Below are 18,722 nucleotides of genomic sequence, written 5' to 3' on the forward strand. Positions count from 1 at the left end.
TTTTCCTCTTATTTTTTCAGTTTTTGGGGACGTTGATAATTATCTTTACTCAACTGTTTTGAGCGTTCAAAGGCCAGGCTATGGTTAGCCACATCACGGGTAATTACCGAGCCGGCACCCACCGTTGCGCCGTTGCCAATGGTTACTGGTGCCACCAGCGAGCTGTTTGAGCCAATGAAAGCCGCATCGCCAATGATGGTTTTGAATTTATTGGCGCCGTCATAGTTACAGGTAATGGTGCCTGCGCCAATATTGGAACCGGCGCCGACTTCTGCATCGCCTAAATAGGTAAAGTGATTGGCTTTGGAGCCGACACCAATTTGGGTGTTTTTGACTTCAACAAAGTTGCCAATATGCACCTCATTGGCCAGCACTGCACCCGGACGCAAGCGGGCAAATGGACCAATCTGTACATCTTCACCGACAACAGCATTTTCAAAGACGCTGTACGGCTGGACTTTGGTGCCGGCCGCAATTTTGCTGTTTTTAATCACACAGCCTGCGCCAATTTCAACCCGATCACCGAGTTCGACTTCACCTTCAATAATCACATTGATGTCGATACGTACGTCTTGACCTACTTTGAGTGAACCACGTAAGTCGAAGCGACTTGGATCAATCAGATGCACGCCTTGCTGCATTAACTGTTTGGCCTGGAAGCTTTGAAATTCACGTTCTAATGCGGCCAGTTGCACCCGGTCATTGACGCCTTCGACTTCAAAGGCCCGTTCCGGCTGCACCGAAGCCACCTGCATGCCATCGGCAATGGCCATGGCCACAATATCGGTCAGGTAGTATTCGCCTTGCGCGTTGTCATTGGACAGTTTTGGTAACCACTGATGCAGTTTGGCATTGCTGACGCAGTAAATGCCGGTATTGATTTCCTGAATCTGGCGCTGTGTCTCAGAAGCATCTTTGTGTTCAACAATAGCCTGAATCTGGCCATTGTCACGCACAATACGGCCGTAACCGGTCGCATCTGGCAGGGTTAACGTGACCAGACCAATGCCGGTAGCCTGACTGGCCTCGACCAGTTGCTGTAAGGTGGCCTGGCTAATGCACGGCACATCACCGGATAGAATAATTGAAACACCATCTTGACCCAGTACCGGCAGCGCCATTTGGACCGCATGTCCGGTCCCGAGCTGCTCGGCCTGTTCCACCCATTGAACCGTTTCATGGGCAAAGGCCTGTTGTACCTGTTCGCCGCCATGGCCATAAATGGTAATAATATTATCTGCTTGTAATTGTTGTGCCGTTTCAATCACGTGACCCAGAAGCGGGCGTCCTGCAAGGGGTTGAAGCACTTTCGGAAGGCTGGAGCGCATACGCGTTCCTTTCCCTGCGGCAAGAATAATCACGGTGGTAGACATGTATAATCCTAGTTATTGCTAAACCAAAATAAAATAAAGATAAATTAAAATACAGATTGCTGCCCAGAGTCCGGCAATCAGATCATCCAGCATAATGCCAAAGCCGCCATCGACCTGACGGTCAATCACCCGGATGGGCCAAGGTTTCCAGACATCAAACAGCCGGAACAGGGCAAAGCCTGCAATGACCCACATCGTATTCATCTGGCCAAAATAGATCAGCGGTAAAAAGGTAATCGACTGTCCGGCAAACTCATCCCAGACAATACGGCCATCATCATGGACGCCCATGACCCGTGCGGTTTGCCCGCAGATATAAATCCCGACCAGTGACATCAGCAGAATCGCCACAACCGAATAGGCAAAACCAAGCCACAGCCACAGCGGAATAAACAGCAGCGCAAAAGCCGAGCCGAAGGTGCCGGGAGCTTTGGGTAACAGGCCTGATCCAAACCCTACCCCACAGAAGACAACCAGGCGGTCGGGCCAGCTCATCGCTTTAAAATGAATGGCAGGTTTAGGCAAAGTGTTGGTATCCCTGGAATTGGAGCGAATGATCTACGCCATTCTGCACAAAATGAAGTTCGGGTGCTGCATGAATTTGTCCAATCTTGGTAACGCGGACATTCAGCGGTTGTTGTAAAAGTTGTTCAAAATGCTGTGGGCTGATGCTAAAGCACAGTTCATAGTCATCGCCGCCAGCCAGCGCATATTGCCAGCGCTGTGTGTCAGGTAAATGACGCAGAGTATCGCTAAGCGGTAACAGATCCAGATCCAGCGTAGCACCAACCTTTGAGGCTTTAAGAATATGCCCCAAGTCTTGGGCCAGACCATCTGAAACATCAATCATGCTTGAGGCCAGACCTTTCAGTTGCTGGCCCAGTTCGCAGCGCGGGGTTGGATAATCCAGACGCTGCTGCAGCGCATGTCCCGGATGCTTCAGGCCAAAGGCGGCATCACCGACGGTGCCGCTGACACAGATATAGTCGCCCGGCTGGGCACCTGCTCGGGTAATCGCCTGACCGGTATCCATCCAGCCTAAGGCGGTCACGGATAAGGTTAAATGTGGACTTTGGGTGGTATCTCCACCAATTAAGCGCACCCCAAATTGATCGCAGCAATCATACAGACCTTGGCTAAAGGCTTTCAGCCAGTCGTGATCAATTTGGGGTAGGCTCAAGGCCAGTAGAATACTGTGCGGCGTGGCACCCATGGCAGCAATATCGGAGAGATTGACTGCAACAGATTTCCAGCCAATGGCATGTGGATCAGTATCTAATGGGAAGTGTCGTCCAGCAACCAGCGTGTCGGCGCAAATCACCAGCTGTTGCTGTGGGGGAGGAGTCAGCACGGCTGAGTCATCACCAACACCTAAGTCGACAGAACTACCGTGCTGCCGATTGAAATAGGTGTCAATAATGGAAAACTCAGCCATCGCATCAATCTGTCAATTATTTAGATTGCTGTTTTTCTGCTGCACGTAATGAGCTGGCCAAACGGTCAAGAACACCGTTAATGTATTTATGGCTGTCTGCACCGCCAAAATGTTTTGCCAGCTCAATGGCTTCGTCTAAAACCACGCGATATGGAATTTCCAGATGTTCTTTCAATTCATAGGCGCCCAGACGAAGGGTTGCGAGTTCAACGCCGTCAAGGGCATCAATTTCGCGGTCAAGCACAGGGATTAAGAGCGCATCCAATGCTTCATGATTGGCAACCACTTGAGTCAACAATTCATGATAATAGCCGAGATCCACTTTGTGCATGGCATTTTCGACACGCGTGCGTGCTTCAATCTCGTGCACCGGATTGTGGCTCATCTGCCATTCATAAATTCCTTGTACAGCAAAACGACGTGCTTTACGTTTTGCTGCATAAGTTGCTTGAAGTGTTTGCGACATAGCGTTAAATAGCCTTTAACAAGTTAACCATTTCAATTGCAGTTAAAGCAGCTTCGCTACCTTTATTACCTGCTTTTGTACCCGAGCGTTCAATCGCTTGTTCGATACTATCCGTAGTCAATACACCGTTAATGACCGGTAAGCCAGTGTCCAGGCCAACCACACCTAAACCTTTGGCACATTCGCCTGCAACAAAGTCGAAGTGAGGCGTGCTGCCACGAATCACCGCGCCCAGTGCAATAATGGCATCGAAACGATCAGATGCTGCCAGTTTTTTCGCAACAACCGGAAGTTCCCACGCCCCTGGTGCATGAACAACAGTGATATTATCCTCTGATACACCATGACGTTTCAATGTGTCGATGGCACCTTCCAGCAAATGTTCCACCACAAAGCTATTAAAACGACCAACTAAAATCGCGTAACGGCCTTCGCTCGCGAGATGTAACATACCTTCAATACGGCGAACTGCCATAGCAAACCTCGATGATTTCTTAAGTTGTTTGTTGTGCGGTGACGTATTCCACCACTTCCAAGTTAAAGCCGGACAAGGCATTGAAACGTAATGGCGAGCTGAGCAGCTTCATTTTTTCAACACCTAAATCACGTAAAATCTGTGCACCTACCCCAATGGTCTGATACTGCTGAGACAGCGCCGCATTGGATTTACTTTTCTTCGGTGCATTTAAGCTGTCCAGTGCCGGACCTAAATCCTGCAGATGACGCTGGCCAATCCAGACCAATACGCCACGATCACTATTGGCAATTTCTTTTAAGGCACGGTCCAGATTCCAGGCCGGTTCACCATCCTGCTTGTTCAGTTTTAGCAGGTCACGGGTTGGGTTAAAACCATGCACGCGAACGGTGGTCACGCCATCTTTTGGCTCACCTTTGACCAGCGCCAGATGAATATCCGGGTTACCCAGTTCACGGTAACGATACAGGTCAAAGCTGCCATATTCGGTATCAATACTTTGCTGATCTAGACGCTCAACGGTTTGTTCATTGGTCATGCGGTAATGGATCAGGTCGGCGATGGTGCCCATTTTCAGACCGTGTTTTTCGGCAAACACTTCCAGATCGGCACGGCGCGCCATGGTGCCATCTTCTTTAATAATTTCACAAATCACTGAAGCAGGTTCTAGACCAGCCAAACGGGACAGGTCACAGCCGGCTTCAGTATGACCGGCACGGTGCAGCACACCACCTGGTTGCGCCATCAGCGGGAAAATATGGCCCGGCTGGACAATATCGGCCGGTTTGGCATGGGCGGCAACCGCCGTGCGAATGGTATGCGCACGTTCAGCCGCGGAAATTCCGGTGGTGATGCCTTCTGCGGCTTCAATCGACAGGGTAAAGTTGGTGCCATGCTGGGCGCCGTTGGCATCGACCATGAGTGGCAGGTTTAACTGCTGGCAACGCTCACGGCTTAGGGTCAGGCAGACCAGACCGCGGGCATGGGTGATCATAAAGTTGATGTCTTCCGGGCGAACATGCGTGGCAGCCATGACTAAATCGCCTTCATTTTCACGATCTTCATCATCCATCAGGATAACCATTTTTCCTGCACGGATATCTGCTACGAGCTCTTCAACTGTATTGAGCGGCATCAACCTTCACCTTCTTTTTGTCTCAACGGACATTTTCATGACATTAATTGTGGCATAGTCTAACGCTTTTTCGTAGGTTTTGCCTATGCTTATCCGTTTCCCGGTCTGCTTCATTGTTATACACAGTGGCTGCTGGCTTGAAAAGGGCCGGTGTCTGGAAAAAGCTTGAATTGTGCAGAATATTTAAGCAATTGATCTGTAAAAAAATATAAACAGCAAGCCGCGAAAACCAGGAATTTTTTTAAAAACGCTTTTATACATTTAGACTACGATTTAAATCAGCCAGATAAAACAGGAATGGCGAACAGGCTTGGGGTGAGGTTCAAAAATTTTAGAATAGGCAATAAAAAAGCCCCAATCTTTCGATCAGGGCTTTTTGAATTTGGAGCGGGAAACGAGACTCGAACTCGCGACCCCAACCTTGGCAAGGTCACCGAGATTTTTCCCCTTAAGTGACATTAATTATAAGTATTTGATTTAATTGGTAGTAAGTGGTTTTTAATAGAGTAAAATTTTGATCAATTAAGATCGTTTTAGGTTATTTTGGTCACTTTATTTTAGGTTTTATGTTTTCTGAAAGTCACCTATATTTTGATAGGGATTTTTATGATGAATAATAACAATATGCGATTTAATATAATGTTGATTAATCATTATACGGATAGTTTATATTTGATTCAGTAAATGAATATTATGCTCAATCCAGCCTTGGATCATCTGGAGGGTTTCTGATCGAATCTGCTCAGGTAATTTTTTGAGTGATTTTATTGAATCGGTTCTACCGCCTGTCAGTGGCTGGCTTTCGTACCGCTGATTTTAGTTGCTGTGACCAATAAATTTTATCAACTGCGATTAAAGAATTGTACCCAAACGGTTTTGATTTCAATGCGATTGGACTTGCAGCCTATACCGTGGCTATTGCGAAAACCTCTACGGTTTTGGCGGGGGTCACTGGTTCAGCCTCTGGTGGTATGAGCGGATCAGGGCACTGTTGCAAATAGAGATTTGAGTCGATGATGTTCCCTTTAAAAAGTACTTAGAGACCGAAAACCCTGTTGATTAGACACACTTCACCCTGAGGCTGACCATAATAAAATGACGATGCTTGTCCTTTACGTAGTGCACGCATGACTTCAATACCTTTAATTGTGGCATAAGCCGTCTTCATAGATTTGAATCCTAATGTGGCCCTGATGATCCGCTTTAGCTTGCCATGATCACATTCAATCACGTTATTTTTATACTTAATCTGCCTGTGCTCAAGGTCTGGTGGACATTTACCTTCCCGTTTTAACCGTGATAAAGCACGTCCATATGTGGGTGCTTTATCCGTGTTGATCACTTGTGGAATTTGCCACTTCTTCACATTATTTAAAATTTTTCCAAGAAAACAATATGCTGATTTGGTATTACGTCTAGAAGAAAGATAAAAATCAATGGTATCGCCACGTTGATCGACTGCACGATACAGATAAGACCATCGTCCATTCACTTTTACATAGGTTTCATCAATATGCCACGAGCTCAGATCTGTAGGATTACGCCAATACCAGCGTAAACGTTTTTCTATTTCAGGAGCATAACGTTGAACCCAACGGTAAATAGTCGTGTGATCAACATTCACACTCCGTTCGGCCAGCATTTCCTGCAGTTCACGATAGCTAATGCCATATTTACAATACCAGCGCACAGCTCAAAGAATGATTTCGCCCTGAAAATGCCGACCATGGAAAGGATTCATATGCTGCACCTTTAGCTAAAACAGTCTTCAGCTTACCATTCGTGGTTATTTGCAACAGTGCCCTTACTTCAAAGCCAAAATTTTTCGGGCACCATTAAGTACGAATAAAGAAACCAGTATGCCAATGATTAAGTCTGGATAAGCTGATCCCGTCCACGCCACGAGTACACCGGCAAATATAACGCCCATATTTACGACAACGTCATTCGCCGAGAAAATCCAACTGGCTTTCATATGTGCGCCATCTTCTCGATGACCAGAAATAAGATATAAGCATGTCACGTTAGCTATAAGTGCGAGCAGGCCAATAACAATCATGAGCGTTGATTCTGGCTCGCTTCCAAACATGAATCGTCTAATGACATCAACAATCACGATAACAGCAAGTAATAACTGAATCCAACCTGCGAAATGGGCTGCTTTTATTTGATATTTCGCAGCTTTTCCGACGGCATATAGCGCAATACCATAAACGGCTGCATCGGCAAACATATCTAGAGAATCAGCAATCAATCCTGTAGACGCAGCAATAATACCGCTGATGAATTCTATAAAGAAAAGTAGAGCATTAATACCTAATAACAGTTTAAGTACTTTAGCTTGTCTCACAGGATCAGGTTCATTAGGTATATCGCCTGAAGAAAGCTGTATTTCATCAAGTTTCGCCCCAAAACCCAGTCCTTCGAGTTTAGCCGTAATTTGCTGAATCCCTTCATTATGGAAGACTTTCAGTTTTCGATTGGGAAGATCAAAAGTAAGACCTTTAACTGCTTCAATATCTGCAAGAGCCATACGGACCATTTGCTCTTCAGCAGAGCAATCCATTTTAGGAATGGTGTAGGTACTTGTTTGCTTAGCCTGTTGATTGCTTATATAAGTTTCAGTCTTCACAAGCTTTGCACCAAAACCCAAAGCTTCAAGTTTGGTGGTTATATTTTCATCTTTTTGATTATGTAGAACCTTTAAAGAACGGTTAGGTAAATCAAAGATGAGTTTTTGAACACCATCAATTGAAGATAGCGCCATACGAACCATCTGTTCTTCCGCAGAACAATCCATTTTGGGAACTAAGTATTCACTCATGTAGTGCGAATCTTTTAAAATATCTTCAGTGCTTAAATTTTCTTTGGGATCAGAACCATAACAGGATTGAGCGGTATCTTCACAACTGTTTGAAGTGTTACAGCAAGGAGATGAAGATTTTTTTTCTTCCTCTTCACCACAACAGCTAAGCGTATTATCACAATTCTTTGAATTGTTTGCTTCTGCAATTGATGGATGATTTTCTTGTTGAGATTTCTTATCTTCGCATGGTGTTTCTTTACTACATCCACAACCACTCATAATTATACCCATTAAAAAAATTATAAACTTTGAATATTAGAATCCCTATAGTTACTATAGAGTCAAGAATCTTTGGAAATACTAACTCAATGCATTTAAAAATTGGTGAACTCTCTAAAAAAACCTCATGTTCAGTATTAACAATTAGGTTTTATGAAAAGGAAGGTTTAATTCCGGAACCGAAAAGAACGGAAGGAAATTACCGCCTTTACGATGTAGGCTATGTTGAGCGAATTAAATTTATTTTGAATTGCCGAACTTTAAATATGAGTTTGAATGAAATTCGTCAATTACTTACCTATAAAGACAAACCTGAGAAAAATTGTTCAGATGTGAATGAATTAATTGACTTACATGTCAGTGCTATCAGAGAAAATATAATCAAGCAACAAAAGCTTATTGAACAACTATCTGATTTAAGAGGTACTTGTGATGGTTTATGTACAATTGACCAATGTGGAGTTTTAAAAAATCTAGCTTGATTATCTAGACCTATGCTTTTTTCAAAAAATCGGCACTGTTGCAAATAACCACGAATGGTAAGCTGAAGACTGTTTTAGCTAAAGGTGCAGCATATGAATCCTTTCCATGGTCGGCATTTTCAGGGCGAAATCATTCTTTGGGCTGTGCGCTGGTATTGTAAATATGGCATTAGCTATCGTGAACTGCAGGAAATGCTGGCCGAACGGGGTGTGAATGTTGATCACACGACTATTTACCGTTGGGTTCAACGTTATACGAATCTAAAAATGGGAGCCTATAGCTCCCATTTTTATTGTTAAACGTTGAATCCTATATGTTTTCCTGTTGGAAGCTCTACATCGGCTAACTCGTGAAACCAAATATACAGTAAGAATCTTATATGATCAGTTGGCCGACAATACAGGCTTCATTCAGTATCGTAAGAATTTAGGTGCATAATTCTAAAAAAACGTGGAACACAATTATTCACATAAAAGGCCCAATCTAGTATGATTGGGCTTTTTATTTTACAATTAACCAATTGATTTTAAAGTAAAATTAAAATAATTTCGCATAACGTGTATTATGTTAATTTTAGGAAATCTTAGTCTTTAGCTAACATAATCTTCAGTTGATATTACTTGAGCATATGCAAATTCAAAAGCGGCCATTAATGTTGCATGGACATGACCAGCAGGTACTTTAACGCCATTAAATTCCAAGTCTAGTGTTGCACAAGCATCATGTATCACTTTTACCTTATAACCAAAATCAGAAGCAGCACGAACAGCAGCATCAACACACATATGCGTCATAGCACCAATCACGACTAACTCAGTCACTTGATTGCTATCTAAAATTTCTTTGAGATTCGTGTTTAAGAACGCATTGATGTGATTTTTAATGATCACAGATTCATCTTCTTGCGGCTTAACTGTGTCCTGAAATTCAATACCATTTGAGCTAGGTTCAAATATAGGAGATTCAGCATCAGCAATATGTTGGACATGAATCACTTGAGTACCCTGTTGACGGGCTTTCGCAATTACTTTCACTGCATTAGCAGCAGCTTGTTCAATATTTACCAATGGTAATTTACCTGTAGGTAGATATTCATTTTGTAAGTCGATAACTAATAAAGCTGATTTTGACATATCTGTTCCTTTACTTAACTAATATTTGTTTTGTTCTACTTAGGTTTTTAAAGAAGTGGAAGTATTCCATTTCTTTAAGTTACTTTAGAAAGAAAGTGTTTCACCATCGATAGGAATTAAAACCTTATCTTGAATTCCTTTGTCTTTTACATATTCTGCAAGCTCAGCACGTGTTACCGACATGTGGTTAATTGCATCCATGTGAACAGCAACCACTTTAGCATTTGGTGCTTTCTGAGTTGCATGATAAGTATCTTCTTTGCCCATAATAATGGATTCTTTAAAGCCATCAACCAAGGCGTTACCTGTATTCAAGACAATCACATCAGGTTTAAATGTTTGAATCGCTTGATCAACTTCAGAACGCCAGATGGTATCTCCTGCCACATAAACAGTTTCATGGCCAGCAGCTTCAAATACCACACCCATTGCTTCACCTAATCCAGCTTTAAGCTTAGGAATACGGTACATGGCATCAGTACCGTGTTGACCACCAGTTTTAGTGAGCTTAATCCCTTCAAAGGTCGCTTGAGTTAATACACGAACATCTTTGAAGCCTTGTGACTGAATGATTTTCTGGTCTTCTTTATTCTGTACAAACAACGGCATGTTTTTCGGAATAGTCGCTTGTGCTGCATCATCCCAATGATCTAAATGGGTATGGGTCACGATTACCGCATCTACACCTTCTAAAATCGTTTCGGGCTTGATAGGCAAATCGACTAATGGGTTCCGTAAATAGCTACGATGAGTATCAGGAAAACCTTCATAGAATCCTTTTTTAGCAAACATTGGGTCAATTAAAAAAGTCGTATCAGCATAGGTTACTTTAATCGTTGCATTGCGAATTTCTTGTATATGCGTAACTTTAGAAGTATCTCGCTGAACCACCTTATCATTCGCATATAAATGGACTGAAGCCATTGCCAGAGAGAGTGCAATAACAGAGCTACTTAAAATTTTATTCATGTTCCAGATCCAATCATTTAGTCATACTCGAATCATGATAGGAAAAATTAAGCAATAAAATTGTCCTTAAGGACAATCATCGAAACTATTGGGACAACATGCTATATTTATTATTTTAGAGAGGTAGATTGAATGGCTATACCAGTGATTGGATTGTTCGTATATCCCAATATAAATCTATTTCACTTCTCTATCCCCCATATCATTTTCAATATCAAGATTGAAGATAAACGCTTATTTGATCTGAAAATTTTTTCTATAGATGGCCAGCCCGTAACAACAGAACAGTCTATGATGATTATCCCTGATGGTGGGGTCGAGCTCATTAAAGAGTCGGATCTTATTATTATTCCTGGGTGGGATGATTTTAATCACGAGCCTGAACAAGTACTTATCGATGCCCTAAATTGTGCATATCAGACTGGAATTAGAATTGTAGGGTTATGCTATGGAACTTATGCACTGGCATATGCTGGTTTACTTGACCATAAAAAAGCAGCTACGCACTGGATGGCTGAACAAGATTTCAGTGAGCGGTTTCCACAGGTTCAACTTGATCATGATGCCCTGTATGTAGAAGACCAAAGGATTGTAACCTCTGCTGGAACAGGTGCAGCATTAGACTGCTGCCTATATTTGGTACGAGAAATCTATAATGCACGAATTGCGAATAAAGTCTCTAGAGTAATGGTGATCCCGCCTCACCGTGAAGGTGGGCAAGCTCAGTTTATTGAACAGCCAGTCGCAGAATCGAGCCAAGATGCACAAATTAATGTATTACTTGATTTTTTAAGAAAGAATTTAGCTTTACAACATAATATTGAAAGCCTCGCTGAACGGACACATATGACACGCAGGACGTTCACACGGCATTTTAAGAAAGCGACAGGCATGACCCTAGTCGATTGGCTGAATACTGAAAGAATCAGATTAAGTTGTGAACTTTTAGAAACGACAAACTTGTCTATCGAAAAGATAACCGAGCTTTCAGGTTTTAATAATACCGTGTCATTTAGAAAAAATTTTCGTGAAAAATATGGCACCAGCCCTCAGGCATGGAGAAAAGCTTTTGGGATCATTAATGAAAATAATCCACCCATTTAACATAATGGGTATTATTCGAAATTTATGGAAAATAGTATTATTTATCAATAATTTATGATATAAAAAATCGGGGCGCAAACCCAAAAAGTCGATTTAGAAACAAGTCGGCTTTTTTCTATTCGATCCTGGCATCTTTCGCCAATCAATTTGTTTAAAAAATAGTCTTTTTTGCGGTTTTTCCTGATTCTATCAGGTGTCCAGGGCAAAAATTATCCCCAATTTCTGCGGATAAAACCGGGACAACTTTTAGCCAGATTTGTACGCCCTGGCGCACAAACATTTAGGGATTTTGCGGCTAGGGGATCTGTAGTTTTTTGCTTATGATGAAGTCATACAGGAACAGGAAGTTCCGAAACATACAACAATAATGATAAGTTCAAGCACCAGGACGTGAGGTAGAACAGCAGCCTACCTAGCAGCCAAACACGAAAAACCCCGATATGTCGGGGTTTTTTATTGTCTAACTATGGTAATTAGTTAGTGGTATCTAATTGGTTCTGATTGATAAATTCAATCAGCGTATTCTGAATAAATTCTTCTAACTCAATACCTTGCTCTTTAATTAAGTTTTCAGCCTTTGTAATCGTTTCGCTATCTAATTCAAATGAGATTTCTGCTGAAGTCGATATCAATAAATCATAGTTGTTTTCTACGATTTTTCTAAAGACTCCCTCTGGATTATTCTTTAAGGGCACGTTGAAGGACAGTCGAAGAGCGCTGTTAATAATTTCAACATGGGTATATCCAATATGTACTGTACTTTTTCCTACAAATCCTAAGTGTTTCATAATGATTTTTAAATGTAGTGATAGCAATATCATCATACCTGAAGTAAGGATCAGAAAATATTCAAGGTGTTTCAATTAAAGATGATACTGAGCTTGATGATCTTATGGTTGATATTGTGGAATCACAAGACGAACACGAAATTTTGGCTTTAAAAGTTTCAGATTTTCTGAAAATTTAAAATAACCACAAAGACACCAACAATTCGACTTTAAAATAAGTCGGCTGATGCAAATTCTGACAAATAGATGAGCTAATTAAACATTATATTCAGCTCATATTGTGAGCCGAATATATGCTATATTTAACTCATCTTGGAACGATTCGAGTTATAGATTGAAGATGCAGGAATGGATTTGGCAAACAGAAAACTGGACAAACTTCACATGGCAAGATGAAATCATCCTGCCTAAAACTAGACAAATACATCAAAAAATAGGAATTCTTCTTGGGCAAAGTCAGCATGATTTAGCGAAAGAACAATTTACTTTAGATACTCTACTTGCCAATCTAGTTGCTTCATCAGCGATTGAAAATGAAACTCTAAATGTTTTTTCATTGCGATCATCTCTAGCTCGACGTTTGGGCGTTACTCTTGAACAACCTTATCCAAGCTCAGACAGATCAGAAGGTCTAGCGAATATCATGCTCGATGCGCTTAACAATGTGAAGCAACCGCTCACAGTTGAACGCCTCATGCAATGGCATCGTTGGCTTTTCAATGACCCGGATTGGACAATGCAACGTTTACGCATTGGTCAACTCAGAGGCTCAGAACCTATGCAGGTCGTTTCAGGTCGATTGGATTATCCTACGGTACATTTTGAAGCTCCTCCTAGAGAGGGGCTAGAAAGTCGCTTAAATGCCTTTATCGAGTGGTTTAACCATAGTCTGACCGATTCCTTGCTTGACCCCCTTTTACGCGCAGGCATTACTCATTTATGGTTTGTGACGCTACATCCTTTTGATGATGGTAATGGTCGTATTACACGTACACTGACAGATCTTGCCCTGGCTCAAATGGATGAACAGAGCATTCGTTTGTATGCCATATCTCCTGCGATATTAAACAAACGCAAAAGTTACTATGACATCTTGGAGCAAACCCAAAAAAATGATTCCAATATCACAGATTGGCTGGTCTGGTTTTTAGATACCTTGAATGACAGCCTTGAAACAACCTTAAAGCGGATCAATCGAACTTTATTTAAAAGTCAGTTTTGGCATAAATATTCTAGTTTAGACCTGCATGAAGGGCAACGAAAGGTTTTAAACCGTTTATTGGATGGCGGGGAAAATGGCTTTGAACATGGCATTAGTGCCTCACAATATCAAAAGGTTGCTAAAGTCAGTAAGGCAACAGCTACCCGCCACTTATCTGACTTGCTTGAAAAAGCATGTATAGTCAAATTAGAAGGTGGTGGACGTAACACACGTTATCAAATCAATACTCAATTATAGAAAGACAAAGAGATTAACTATGATGAATTACTTTGCACAGGATCCCTTCTAGGTAATGTTACCTAGGAGGAATCATGAAAAAACTGAAATATCAGTACCAACAGTCTATCAAAGCACATCCTCATGATTATTTTTGGAAAAAATATCCTAATCTGAGAAGTGTTTATTTTAAAAAGTTCAGTACGCAACAAGAAAGAAGTTTTTATTTCATGCATTGCATTGAATATAAAGACTATCCGCTCAAAATACGTGTTGCCCGTGGTAGTGGTTTGCCCTATGTTTGGGATGATTTCCCGACTTATGTCTATAAATTTTCCAAAAGTTGGAAGCACAATTCCAAACGGAAAAACCAGTACTATAAAGAACATGCGAAATGAGAGCACTTGATAAGCTTACTGGATAAAAATTGAAGTCTGACCCGTTTATCCTCAGCGCAAAATAGTCAAATCTTGATGAGAGGCTTTCAGCACATTGTGGACATACATGGCAATGCTCCAGATTTTCCAAACAATTCTATGCTTTGAAATGAAAGCTGTTATTTTGTAGGATCAAATGACCGCATTCCGTATTTTCTTTCATGTCAGAAACCCAACTCAGTCTCAGTGAATACCTGACCACCGTACAGGAAGTCATCCAGCTGACTTTCGATGAAGCGGTATGGGTCAAAGCCGAGATCCGTAATCTCAGCATCAAAGGCGGGCATTACTATCTGGAACTGGCAGAGAAAGATGAAGACAGCCATAAAGTGATTGCCAGCTGTAAAGGCACCCTGTGGAAATTCACCGCACAAAAAATCGTGTTAAGGTTTGAACGGGAAAGCGGCATTGAACTGTCCAGAGACTTGAATGTCCTGATCAAGGTCAAAGCCAAATTTGATCCGCAATATGGTTTCTCCATCAATATTGAAGATATCGACTCCAGCTTCACCTTAGGTGACATTGCCAAACGCTATCAGCAGATCCTGCAGCGCCTGACCCAGGAAGGCCTGCTCAATAACAACAAACAGCTACCGGCACCTTTTGATTTGCAGAACGTACTGGTCATCGCCCCGGAAAATGCCGCCGGGCTGGGAGACTTTAAAAAAGATGCCGATGCCCTGGCTCAGGCGGGTGTCTGCCACTTCGTTTATCATTCAGCCACCTTCCAGGGCAATACTGCCCCAACCAGCATCATGCAGGCTCTGGCCAGTGCACTCAGGCAGTGGGCTCAAGATTACCAGACCGCTCCCGACCTAATTGTGATCATCCGTGGGGGTGGAGCAGTGAATGATCTGGCGTACCTGAACGACTATGATCTGGCTGCACTGTTGTGTAAAAGAACAGTGCCGATCTGGGTGGGCATTGGCCACGAGAAAGACCGCACCATTCTGGATGAAATCGCGCATCGCTCCTTTGATACCCCAAGTAAAGTCATCGCCGGGATCCGTAACCTGATTGTCGAACGGGTCAATGAAGCCAGTACTGCGCTGCAAACCATCAAACTGCTGTCCCAGCATCAGCTGACCGCCTATCAAAGCCAGAATGACCAGTATCTGAAAACCATCCAAACCCTGGCACAAAGCCAGCTCAATGATGCGCAGCGTAGCGTTGATCTGCTGAAAAGCGATACCCAGTATTTTGCCCAGCAACAGCTGCGGCAGGCTGTACAGCAGACCGAATCCCTGATGCGGGAAACCTTGCTACAGAACCCACGAAACGTGATGGCTAAAGGCTATGCGATTGTCCGCAGTCAGGGCAAAGCCATCCGCTCAGTGCAACAAATCACTGGCCAGCAACTCCAGATCGAACTCCAGGATGGCATGATTGATGCCACCGTGACACAGGTAAATACACATGAACAATGAAGAACTCAGTTTCAAACAGGGCTACGAGATTCTGAAGAAGAATGCCGAACTGCTGGAATCGCAGGAAGAACCGGATATTGATAACCTGATGGCGATCGTTGAAGAATCCATGACCGCCTACAAAGCCTGCAAATCAAGGATTGAGGCGGTTCAGCAGGCGCTCAATGACACCTTTAAGGAATAGAAAAAAAGCCTAAGGACCATAAAAACGCTTTGTCTGTTCAGTACGTATTCCTGTACTTAACTGTATAAAACCATGTGTTAGGTACAAAAATATGGACTTAACGATAACGATCAAACCGGATCTGAGCACTCGACCGATTGAACAGGAGAATACCGTCCGTTACTGCAATCCATGCCGGTCTACCTATCAGTGTTTTGAATCTCGTGAAAAACCCCGTGTTCATCTACCTGCATGTGTGGAATCGGGGTATGGGTCAGTTCTGCGATCGCAATCAGGTTTGCGGACATTTGCTTGCCCAATAACGCTCTAGCTTCCGTTACTTTGTCAGAAACTTCACTGGCTTGAGCTGATTCTTCTACAGGGATTTCGTCCTTTGTTGTTTTAGCCATGCGATTTAAGCCTCCTGAGTTGCTTGCAATATGATGAGCTCAATGTTTTACCATAGCGATATGAGTATCTTCCCAGCAGCGATCCGTCCGCAATAGGGGGGCTGGATAGATGTCCGGTTGTTAATTGTCACCTGTTTAACCTAAAAAGGGGTGTTGGCTTAATGGGTAATTTTCAATAATCCCTGCCAGCTGAAATAGTTCTGGGTCAGATGTGTCCGGTTCATCGACCATTTCCGCTGTGGTAAATAACACGATCCCACTGCCAGTTTAGTCTTGCCATATCTGGCTTGCACGGCTTCTAAAGCCTGCATCAGCTGTTCGTTGCTTTCACGCTGGCGATGGTCTGTAAGCAGATCAGGCACATAGCGGGTCTTGCTGACCAGACCGGTCAGAATCACCCCACATTTTTTATACTTTACCTCTGGCTTATAGATGCCTTGCAGTAACTGCATCGCAGCATGAATCAGATCAAGTACACAGTCCGTGGGTTCCGGGAATTCAAAGGCCAACGATTTGCTGTAATACGCTGTGTTTTGATCAAAGGGATTGGATTGCACAAAAGCAATGATACAGCCACACAGCGAGGCATCCGCACGCAAGCGCATGACTGCATCTTGCACATACTTACCCATGGCTTCTTTCAGATCATCCAGCTCAGTAATCCGTTCTCCAAAGGAGCGGCTAGCCACAATCTGCTGCTTGGGTGCAGGAGCATCCTCCAGTTGCAAACAGGAGATGCCCTGTAATTCCAGCACCGTGCGCTGCATCAGCACTGAAAACAAACTTCCCATGCGATGCGCATCCTGCATGGCCAGATCCAGTACCGAATGGATGCCCATCTGGTTCAGCTTTTTGACCAGCTTACGTCCCACACCCCAGACTTCACCCACCTCAATTCCAGCATACAGCGTTTCCTGATCCAGATAATCCAGCTCCAGCACATTGCATACGCCTGCAAAGCCAGGCCATTTCTTGGCAAGGTGATTGGCTAGCTTGGCTTCGGTCTTGCTGCGACCAATCCCGATGGATACCGGCAACCCGATCCAGTCCCAGATCCGCTGTTTCATCTCTCTGGCATAGCGGGTCAAGTCAAAATGCTGTGCATAACTGGTTAAATCCAGAAAACATTCATCAATCGAATAGATTTCCTGTTCATGCGGAGCCACATAACCGGCCAAAATCGAATGGAAGCGATTGGACATTTCCGCATACAGGGCATAGTTGCTCGACAGCACCACCACTTGATGCTGCTGGACAATGTCCTGAACCTGAAACAACGGAACACCCATCTTGATGCCCAGGGCTTTGGCCTCATTACTGCGGGCTACTGCACAACCATCATTATTGCTCAGCACAATCACTGGACGGTGATTCAGGCTGGGATTAAACACCCGTTCACAACTGACATAACAGTTGTTGATGTCGATCAGGGCATAAATCCGCTCGGGGCTGTTCATCTGAACTTCTTGATGACACTGGTGACTACACCCCAGATCAGCAGGGTCTGACCGTCTTTCAAATGGATATCCGCATAATCCGGGTTTTCCGCCTGTAACCAGCGTTTGTCGCCTTCAATCATCAGTCGTTTGATGGTGAAATCATTGTCGATCAGGGCCAGAACAATATCACCATGCTTGGGCTCAATACTGCGGTCCACGATCAGCTTGTCCTTCAGATCAATCCCGGCATCGCGCATGGAAAGCGATTCCACCTCAACGATAAAGGTAGCCTGCTGGTTCTGGATCAGGAACTCGTTCAGATCCAGGGTCTTGTCGATATAGTCTTGGGCTGGGGAAGGGAAACCTGCAGCCACCTTTTGCAAGGCAACCGGAATCTCATAATGTGTTCTGGCTTCAACCGGAGTAATCGAAGCAACATCATTGCGGGCTGGTTTTTTTATCTGATCCAGATACTGCCTGATCTCCAGTACACGGGCTTCGGGAACCCGGATCACTTTGGTTGGGCCTTCATGAACTGGTTTGCGACCAGCACCTTCACGGGCACCACCATGCTGAAATTCATCCATTTTATTTGTTCATCTTGATTGTGTAACATAATCAAGATGGTAAAACAGCAGTGGAAAAAAACAACTCCATTCGTCGGATTGTGTTCTGAATATCTATCTCACCAGAAGGTGGTTATAGATTACTTAGAGCAATCAAACTTGAGCTAAAAATTATTTGCAGCCCAAGCTGTTGAGGTTCAACTTCTACTGCAGAAGGTTTAAATCAAACCTGAGGGAACATGCCACGTGCATAAGAAAAAGGGCACTGTTGCAAATAACCACTAATGGTAAGCTGAATCCTCTTTTAGCTAAAGGTGCAGCATATGAATCCCTTCCATGGTCGGCATTTTCAGGGTGAAATCATTCTTTGGGCTGTATTTGTCTAGGAAAGTGGTG

Annotated in this window: 20 protein-coding genes and 3 pseudogenes; 9 read left to right on the top strand and 14 right to left on the bottom strand. The window is 43.4% G+C overall.

The window, feature by feature from the left end:
• Positions 1-8 precede the first annotated feature (8 nt).
• The 6 genes from glmU to ribBA are packed head-to-tail and all read right to left on the bottom strand — an operon-like array spanning position 9 to position 4,884.
• The gene (gene glmU, locus ACPEPR_RS08000) at positions 9-1,373 is read right to left on the bottom strand and encodes a bifunctional UDP-N-acetylglucosamine diphosphorylase/glucosamine-1-phosphate N-acetyltransferase GlmU (protein WP_423562283.1); all 1,365 of its coding nucleotides are present in this window, start codon (positions 1,371-1,373) and stop codon (positions 9-11) included.
• Between the two features lie 18 nt (positions 1,374-1,391).
• Positions 1,392-1,868 (bottom strand): phosphatidylglycerophosphatase A family protein, encoded by a 477-nt coding sequence (locus ACPEPR_RS08005; RefSeq protein ID WP_104472366.1) that lies wholly within the window; start codon positions 1,866-1,868, stop codon positions 1,392-1,394.
• Positions 1,869-1,890: 22 nt separating this feature from the next.
• Entirely contained in the window at positions 1,891-2,808 is a 918-nt protein-coding gene (thiL, locus tag ACPEPR_RS08010; RefSeq protein WP_075167632.1) for a thiamine-phosphate kinase, read from the bottom strand.
• A 16-nt stretch (positions 2,809-2,824) separates the two neighbouring features.
• Complete coding sequence (gene nusB, locus ACPEPR_RS08015) at positions 2,825-3,274, bottom strand: transcription antitermination factor NusB (protein ID WP_005181335.1); 450 nt, start codon at positions 3,272-3,274, stop codon at positions 2,825-2,827.
• 4 nt (positions 3,275-3,278) lie between these two features.
• Entirely contained in the window at positions 3,279-3,749 is a 471-nt protein-coding gene (gene ribE / locus ACPEPR_RS08020; RefSeq protein ID WP_005181338.1) for a 6,7-dimethyl-8-ribityllumazine synthase, read from the bottom strand.
• 19 nt (positions 3,750-3,768) lie between these two features.
• Positions 3,769-4,884 carry a bifunctional 3,4-dihydroxy-2-butanone-4-phosphate synthase/GTP cyclohydrolase II gene (ribBA, locus tag ACPEPR_RS08025; RefSeq protein ID WP_016658863.1) on the bottom strand — a complete coding sequence of 372 codons (1,116 nt, stop codon included), beginning with the start codon at positions 4,882-4,884 and terminating at the stop codon, positions 3,769-3,771.
• 774 nt (positions 4,885-5,658) lie between these two features.
• On the opposite strand from ribBA, the pseudogene ACPEPR_RS08030 reads away from it, so the two are divergent.
• Positions 5,659-5,828, top strand: a pseudogene (locus tag ACPEPR_RS08030) (GntP family permease); the annotation flags it as partial.
• Between the two features lie 92 nt (positions 5,829-5,920).
• Here the strand turns inward: ACPEPR_RS08030 and ACPEPR_RS08035 are convergent.
• Both ACPEPR_RS08035 and ACPEPR_RS08040 read right to left on the bottom strand, forming a co-directional pair.
• A complete protein-coding gene (locus ACPEPR_RS08035) occupies positions 5,921-6,574 on the bottom strand; it encodes an IS6 family transposase (protein ID WP_423562284.1) in 654 nt (217 codons plus the stop codon).
• Between the two features lie 114 nt (positions 6,575-6,688).
• A complete protein-coding gene (locus ACPEPR_RS08040; protein WP_346799635.1) occupies positions 6,689-7,969 on the bottom strand; it encodes a cation transporter in 1,281 nt (426 codons plus the stop codon).
• Positions 7,970-8,058: 89 nt separating this feature from the next.
• On the opposite strand from ACPEPR_RS08040, the gene cadR reads away from it, so the two are divergent.
• Entirely contained in the window at positions 8,059-8,451 is a 393-nt protein-coding gene (gene cadR / locus ACPEPR_RS08045) for a Cd(II)/Pb(II)-responsive transcriptional regulator (protein WP_180088912.1), read from the top strand.
• A 93-nt stretch (positions 8,452-8,544) separates the two neighbouring features.
• Positions 8,545-8,706 (top strand): annotated as a pseudogene (locus ACPEPR_RS08050) (IS6 family transposase); the annotation flags it as partial.
• Between the two features lie 336 nt (positions 8,707-9,042).
• On the opposite strand, the gene ACPEPR_RS08055 reads toward ACPEPR_RS08050, so the two are convergent.
• Both ACPEPR_RS08055 and ACPEPR_RS08060 read right to left on the bottom strand, forming a co-directional pair.
• Complete coding sequence (locus tag ACPEPR_RS08055) at positions 9,043-9,585, bottom strand: cysteine hydrolase family protein (RefSeq protein ID WP_004637127.1); 543 nt, start codon at positions 9,583-9,585, stop codon at positions 9,043-9,045.
• Between the two features lie 84 nt (positions 9,586-9,669).
• The gene (locus tag ACPEPR_RS08060) at positions 9,670-10,554 is read right to left on the bottom strand and encodes an MBL fold metallo-hydrolase (RefSeq protein WP_160232241.1); all 885 of its coding nucleotides are present in this window, start codon (positions 10,552-10,554) and stop codon (positions 9,670-9,672) included.
• A 132-nt stretch (positions 10,555-10,686) separates the two neighbouring features.
• On the opposite strand from ACPEPR_RS08060, the gene ACPEPR_RS08065 reads away from it, so the two are divergent.
• Entirely contained in the window at positions 10,687-11,658 is a 972-nt protein-coding gene (locus ACPEPR_RS08065) for a GlxA family transcriptional regulator (protein ID WP_423562285.1), read from the top strand.
• 473 nt (positions 11,659-12,131) lie between these two features.
• Here the strand turns inward: ACPEPR_RS08065 and ACPEPR_RS08070 are convergent, their stop codons facing one another.
• Complete coding sequence (locus ACPEPR_RS08070; protein WP_095706048.1) at positions 12,132-12,446, bottom strand: hypothetical protein; 315 nt, start codon at positions 12,444-12,446, stop codon at positions 12,132-12,134.
• A gap of 59 nt (positions 12,447-12,505) precedes the next feature.
• Between ACPEPR_RS08070 and ACPEPR_RS08075 the strand changes: the two are divergent.
• From ACPEPR_RS08075 to xseB, 5 genes and pseudogenes are all read left to right on the top strand, one after another.
• Positions 12,506-12,625, top strand: a pseudogene (locus ACPEPR_RS08075) (type II toxin-antitoxin system death-on-curing family toxin); the annotation flags it as partial.
• Between the two features lie 161 nt (positions 12,626-12,786).
• The gene (locus ACPEPR_RS08080) at positions 12,787-13,905 is read left to right on the top strand and encodes a Fic family protein (protein ID WP_095706045.1); all 1,119 of its coding nucleotides are present in this window, start codon (positions 12,787-12,789) and stop codon (positions 13,903-13,905) included.
• A gap of 74 nt (positions 13,906-13,979) precedes the next feature.
• On the top strand, positions 13,980-14,282 hold the full coding sequence (locus ACPEPR_RS08085) for a hypothetical protein (protein WP_127801937.1): 303 nt from the start codon (positions 13,980-13,982) through the stop codon (positions 14,280-14,282).
• 200 nt (positions 14,283-14,482) lie between these two features.
• On the top strand, positions 14,483-15,748 hold the full coding sequence (xseA, locus tag ACPEPR_RS08090; protein ID WP_423562286.1) for an exodeoxyribonuclease VII large subunit: 1,266 nt from the start codon (positions 14,483-14,485) through the stop codon (positions 15,746-15,748).
• Positions 15,738-15,932 (top strand): exodeoxyribonuclease VII small subunit, encoded by a 195-nt coding sequence (gene xseB / locus ACPEPR_RS08095; RefSeq protein ID WP_005180690.1) that lies wholly within the window; start codon positions 15,738-15,740, stop codon positions 15,930-15,932. The genes xseA and xseB overlap by 11 nt, the downstream gene beginning before the upstream one ends.
• Before the next feature lie 179 nt (positions 15,933-16,111).
• Here xseB and ACPEPR_RS08100 read toward each other — a convergent pair whose 3' ends face one another.
• From ACPEPR_RS08100 to ACPEPR_RS08110, 3 genes are all read right to left on the bottom strand, one after another.
• Positions 16,112-16,321 (bottom strand): hypothetical protein, encoded by a 210-nt coding sequence (locus ACPEPR_RS08100; protein WP_016658935.1) that lies wholly within the window; start codon positions 16,319-16,321, stop codon positions 16,112-16,114.
• A gap of 158 nt (positions 16,322-16,479) precedes the next feature.
• Entirely contained in the window at positions 16,480-17,778 is a 1,299-nt protein-coding gene (locus ACPEPR_RS08105; RefSeq protein WP_423562287.1) for a DUF4113 domain-containing protein, read from the bottom strand.
• Entirely contained in the window at positions 17,775-18,347 is a 573-nt protein-coding gene (locus ACPEPR_RS08110; RefSeq protein ID WP_005180682.1) for a LexA family protein, read from the bottom strand. Before ACPEPR_RS08110 ends, ACPEPR_RS08105 begins: the two co-directional genes overlap by 4 nt.
• Between the last annotated feature and the right edge of the window lie 375 nt (positions 18,348-18,722).

It is taken from the genome of Acinetobacter sp. AND/436, assembly GCF_049546925.1.
GTDB lineage: Bacteria > Pseudomonadota > Gammaproteobacteria > Pseudomonadales > Moraxellaceae > Acinetobacter > Acinetobacter indicus.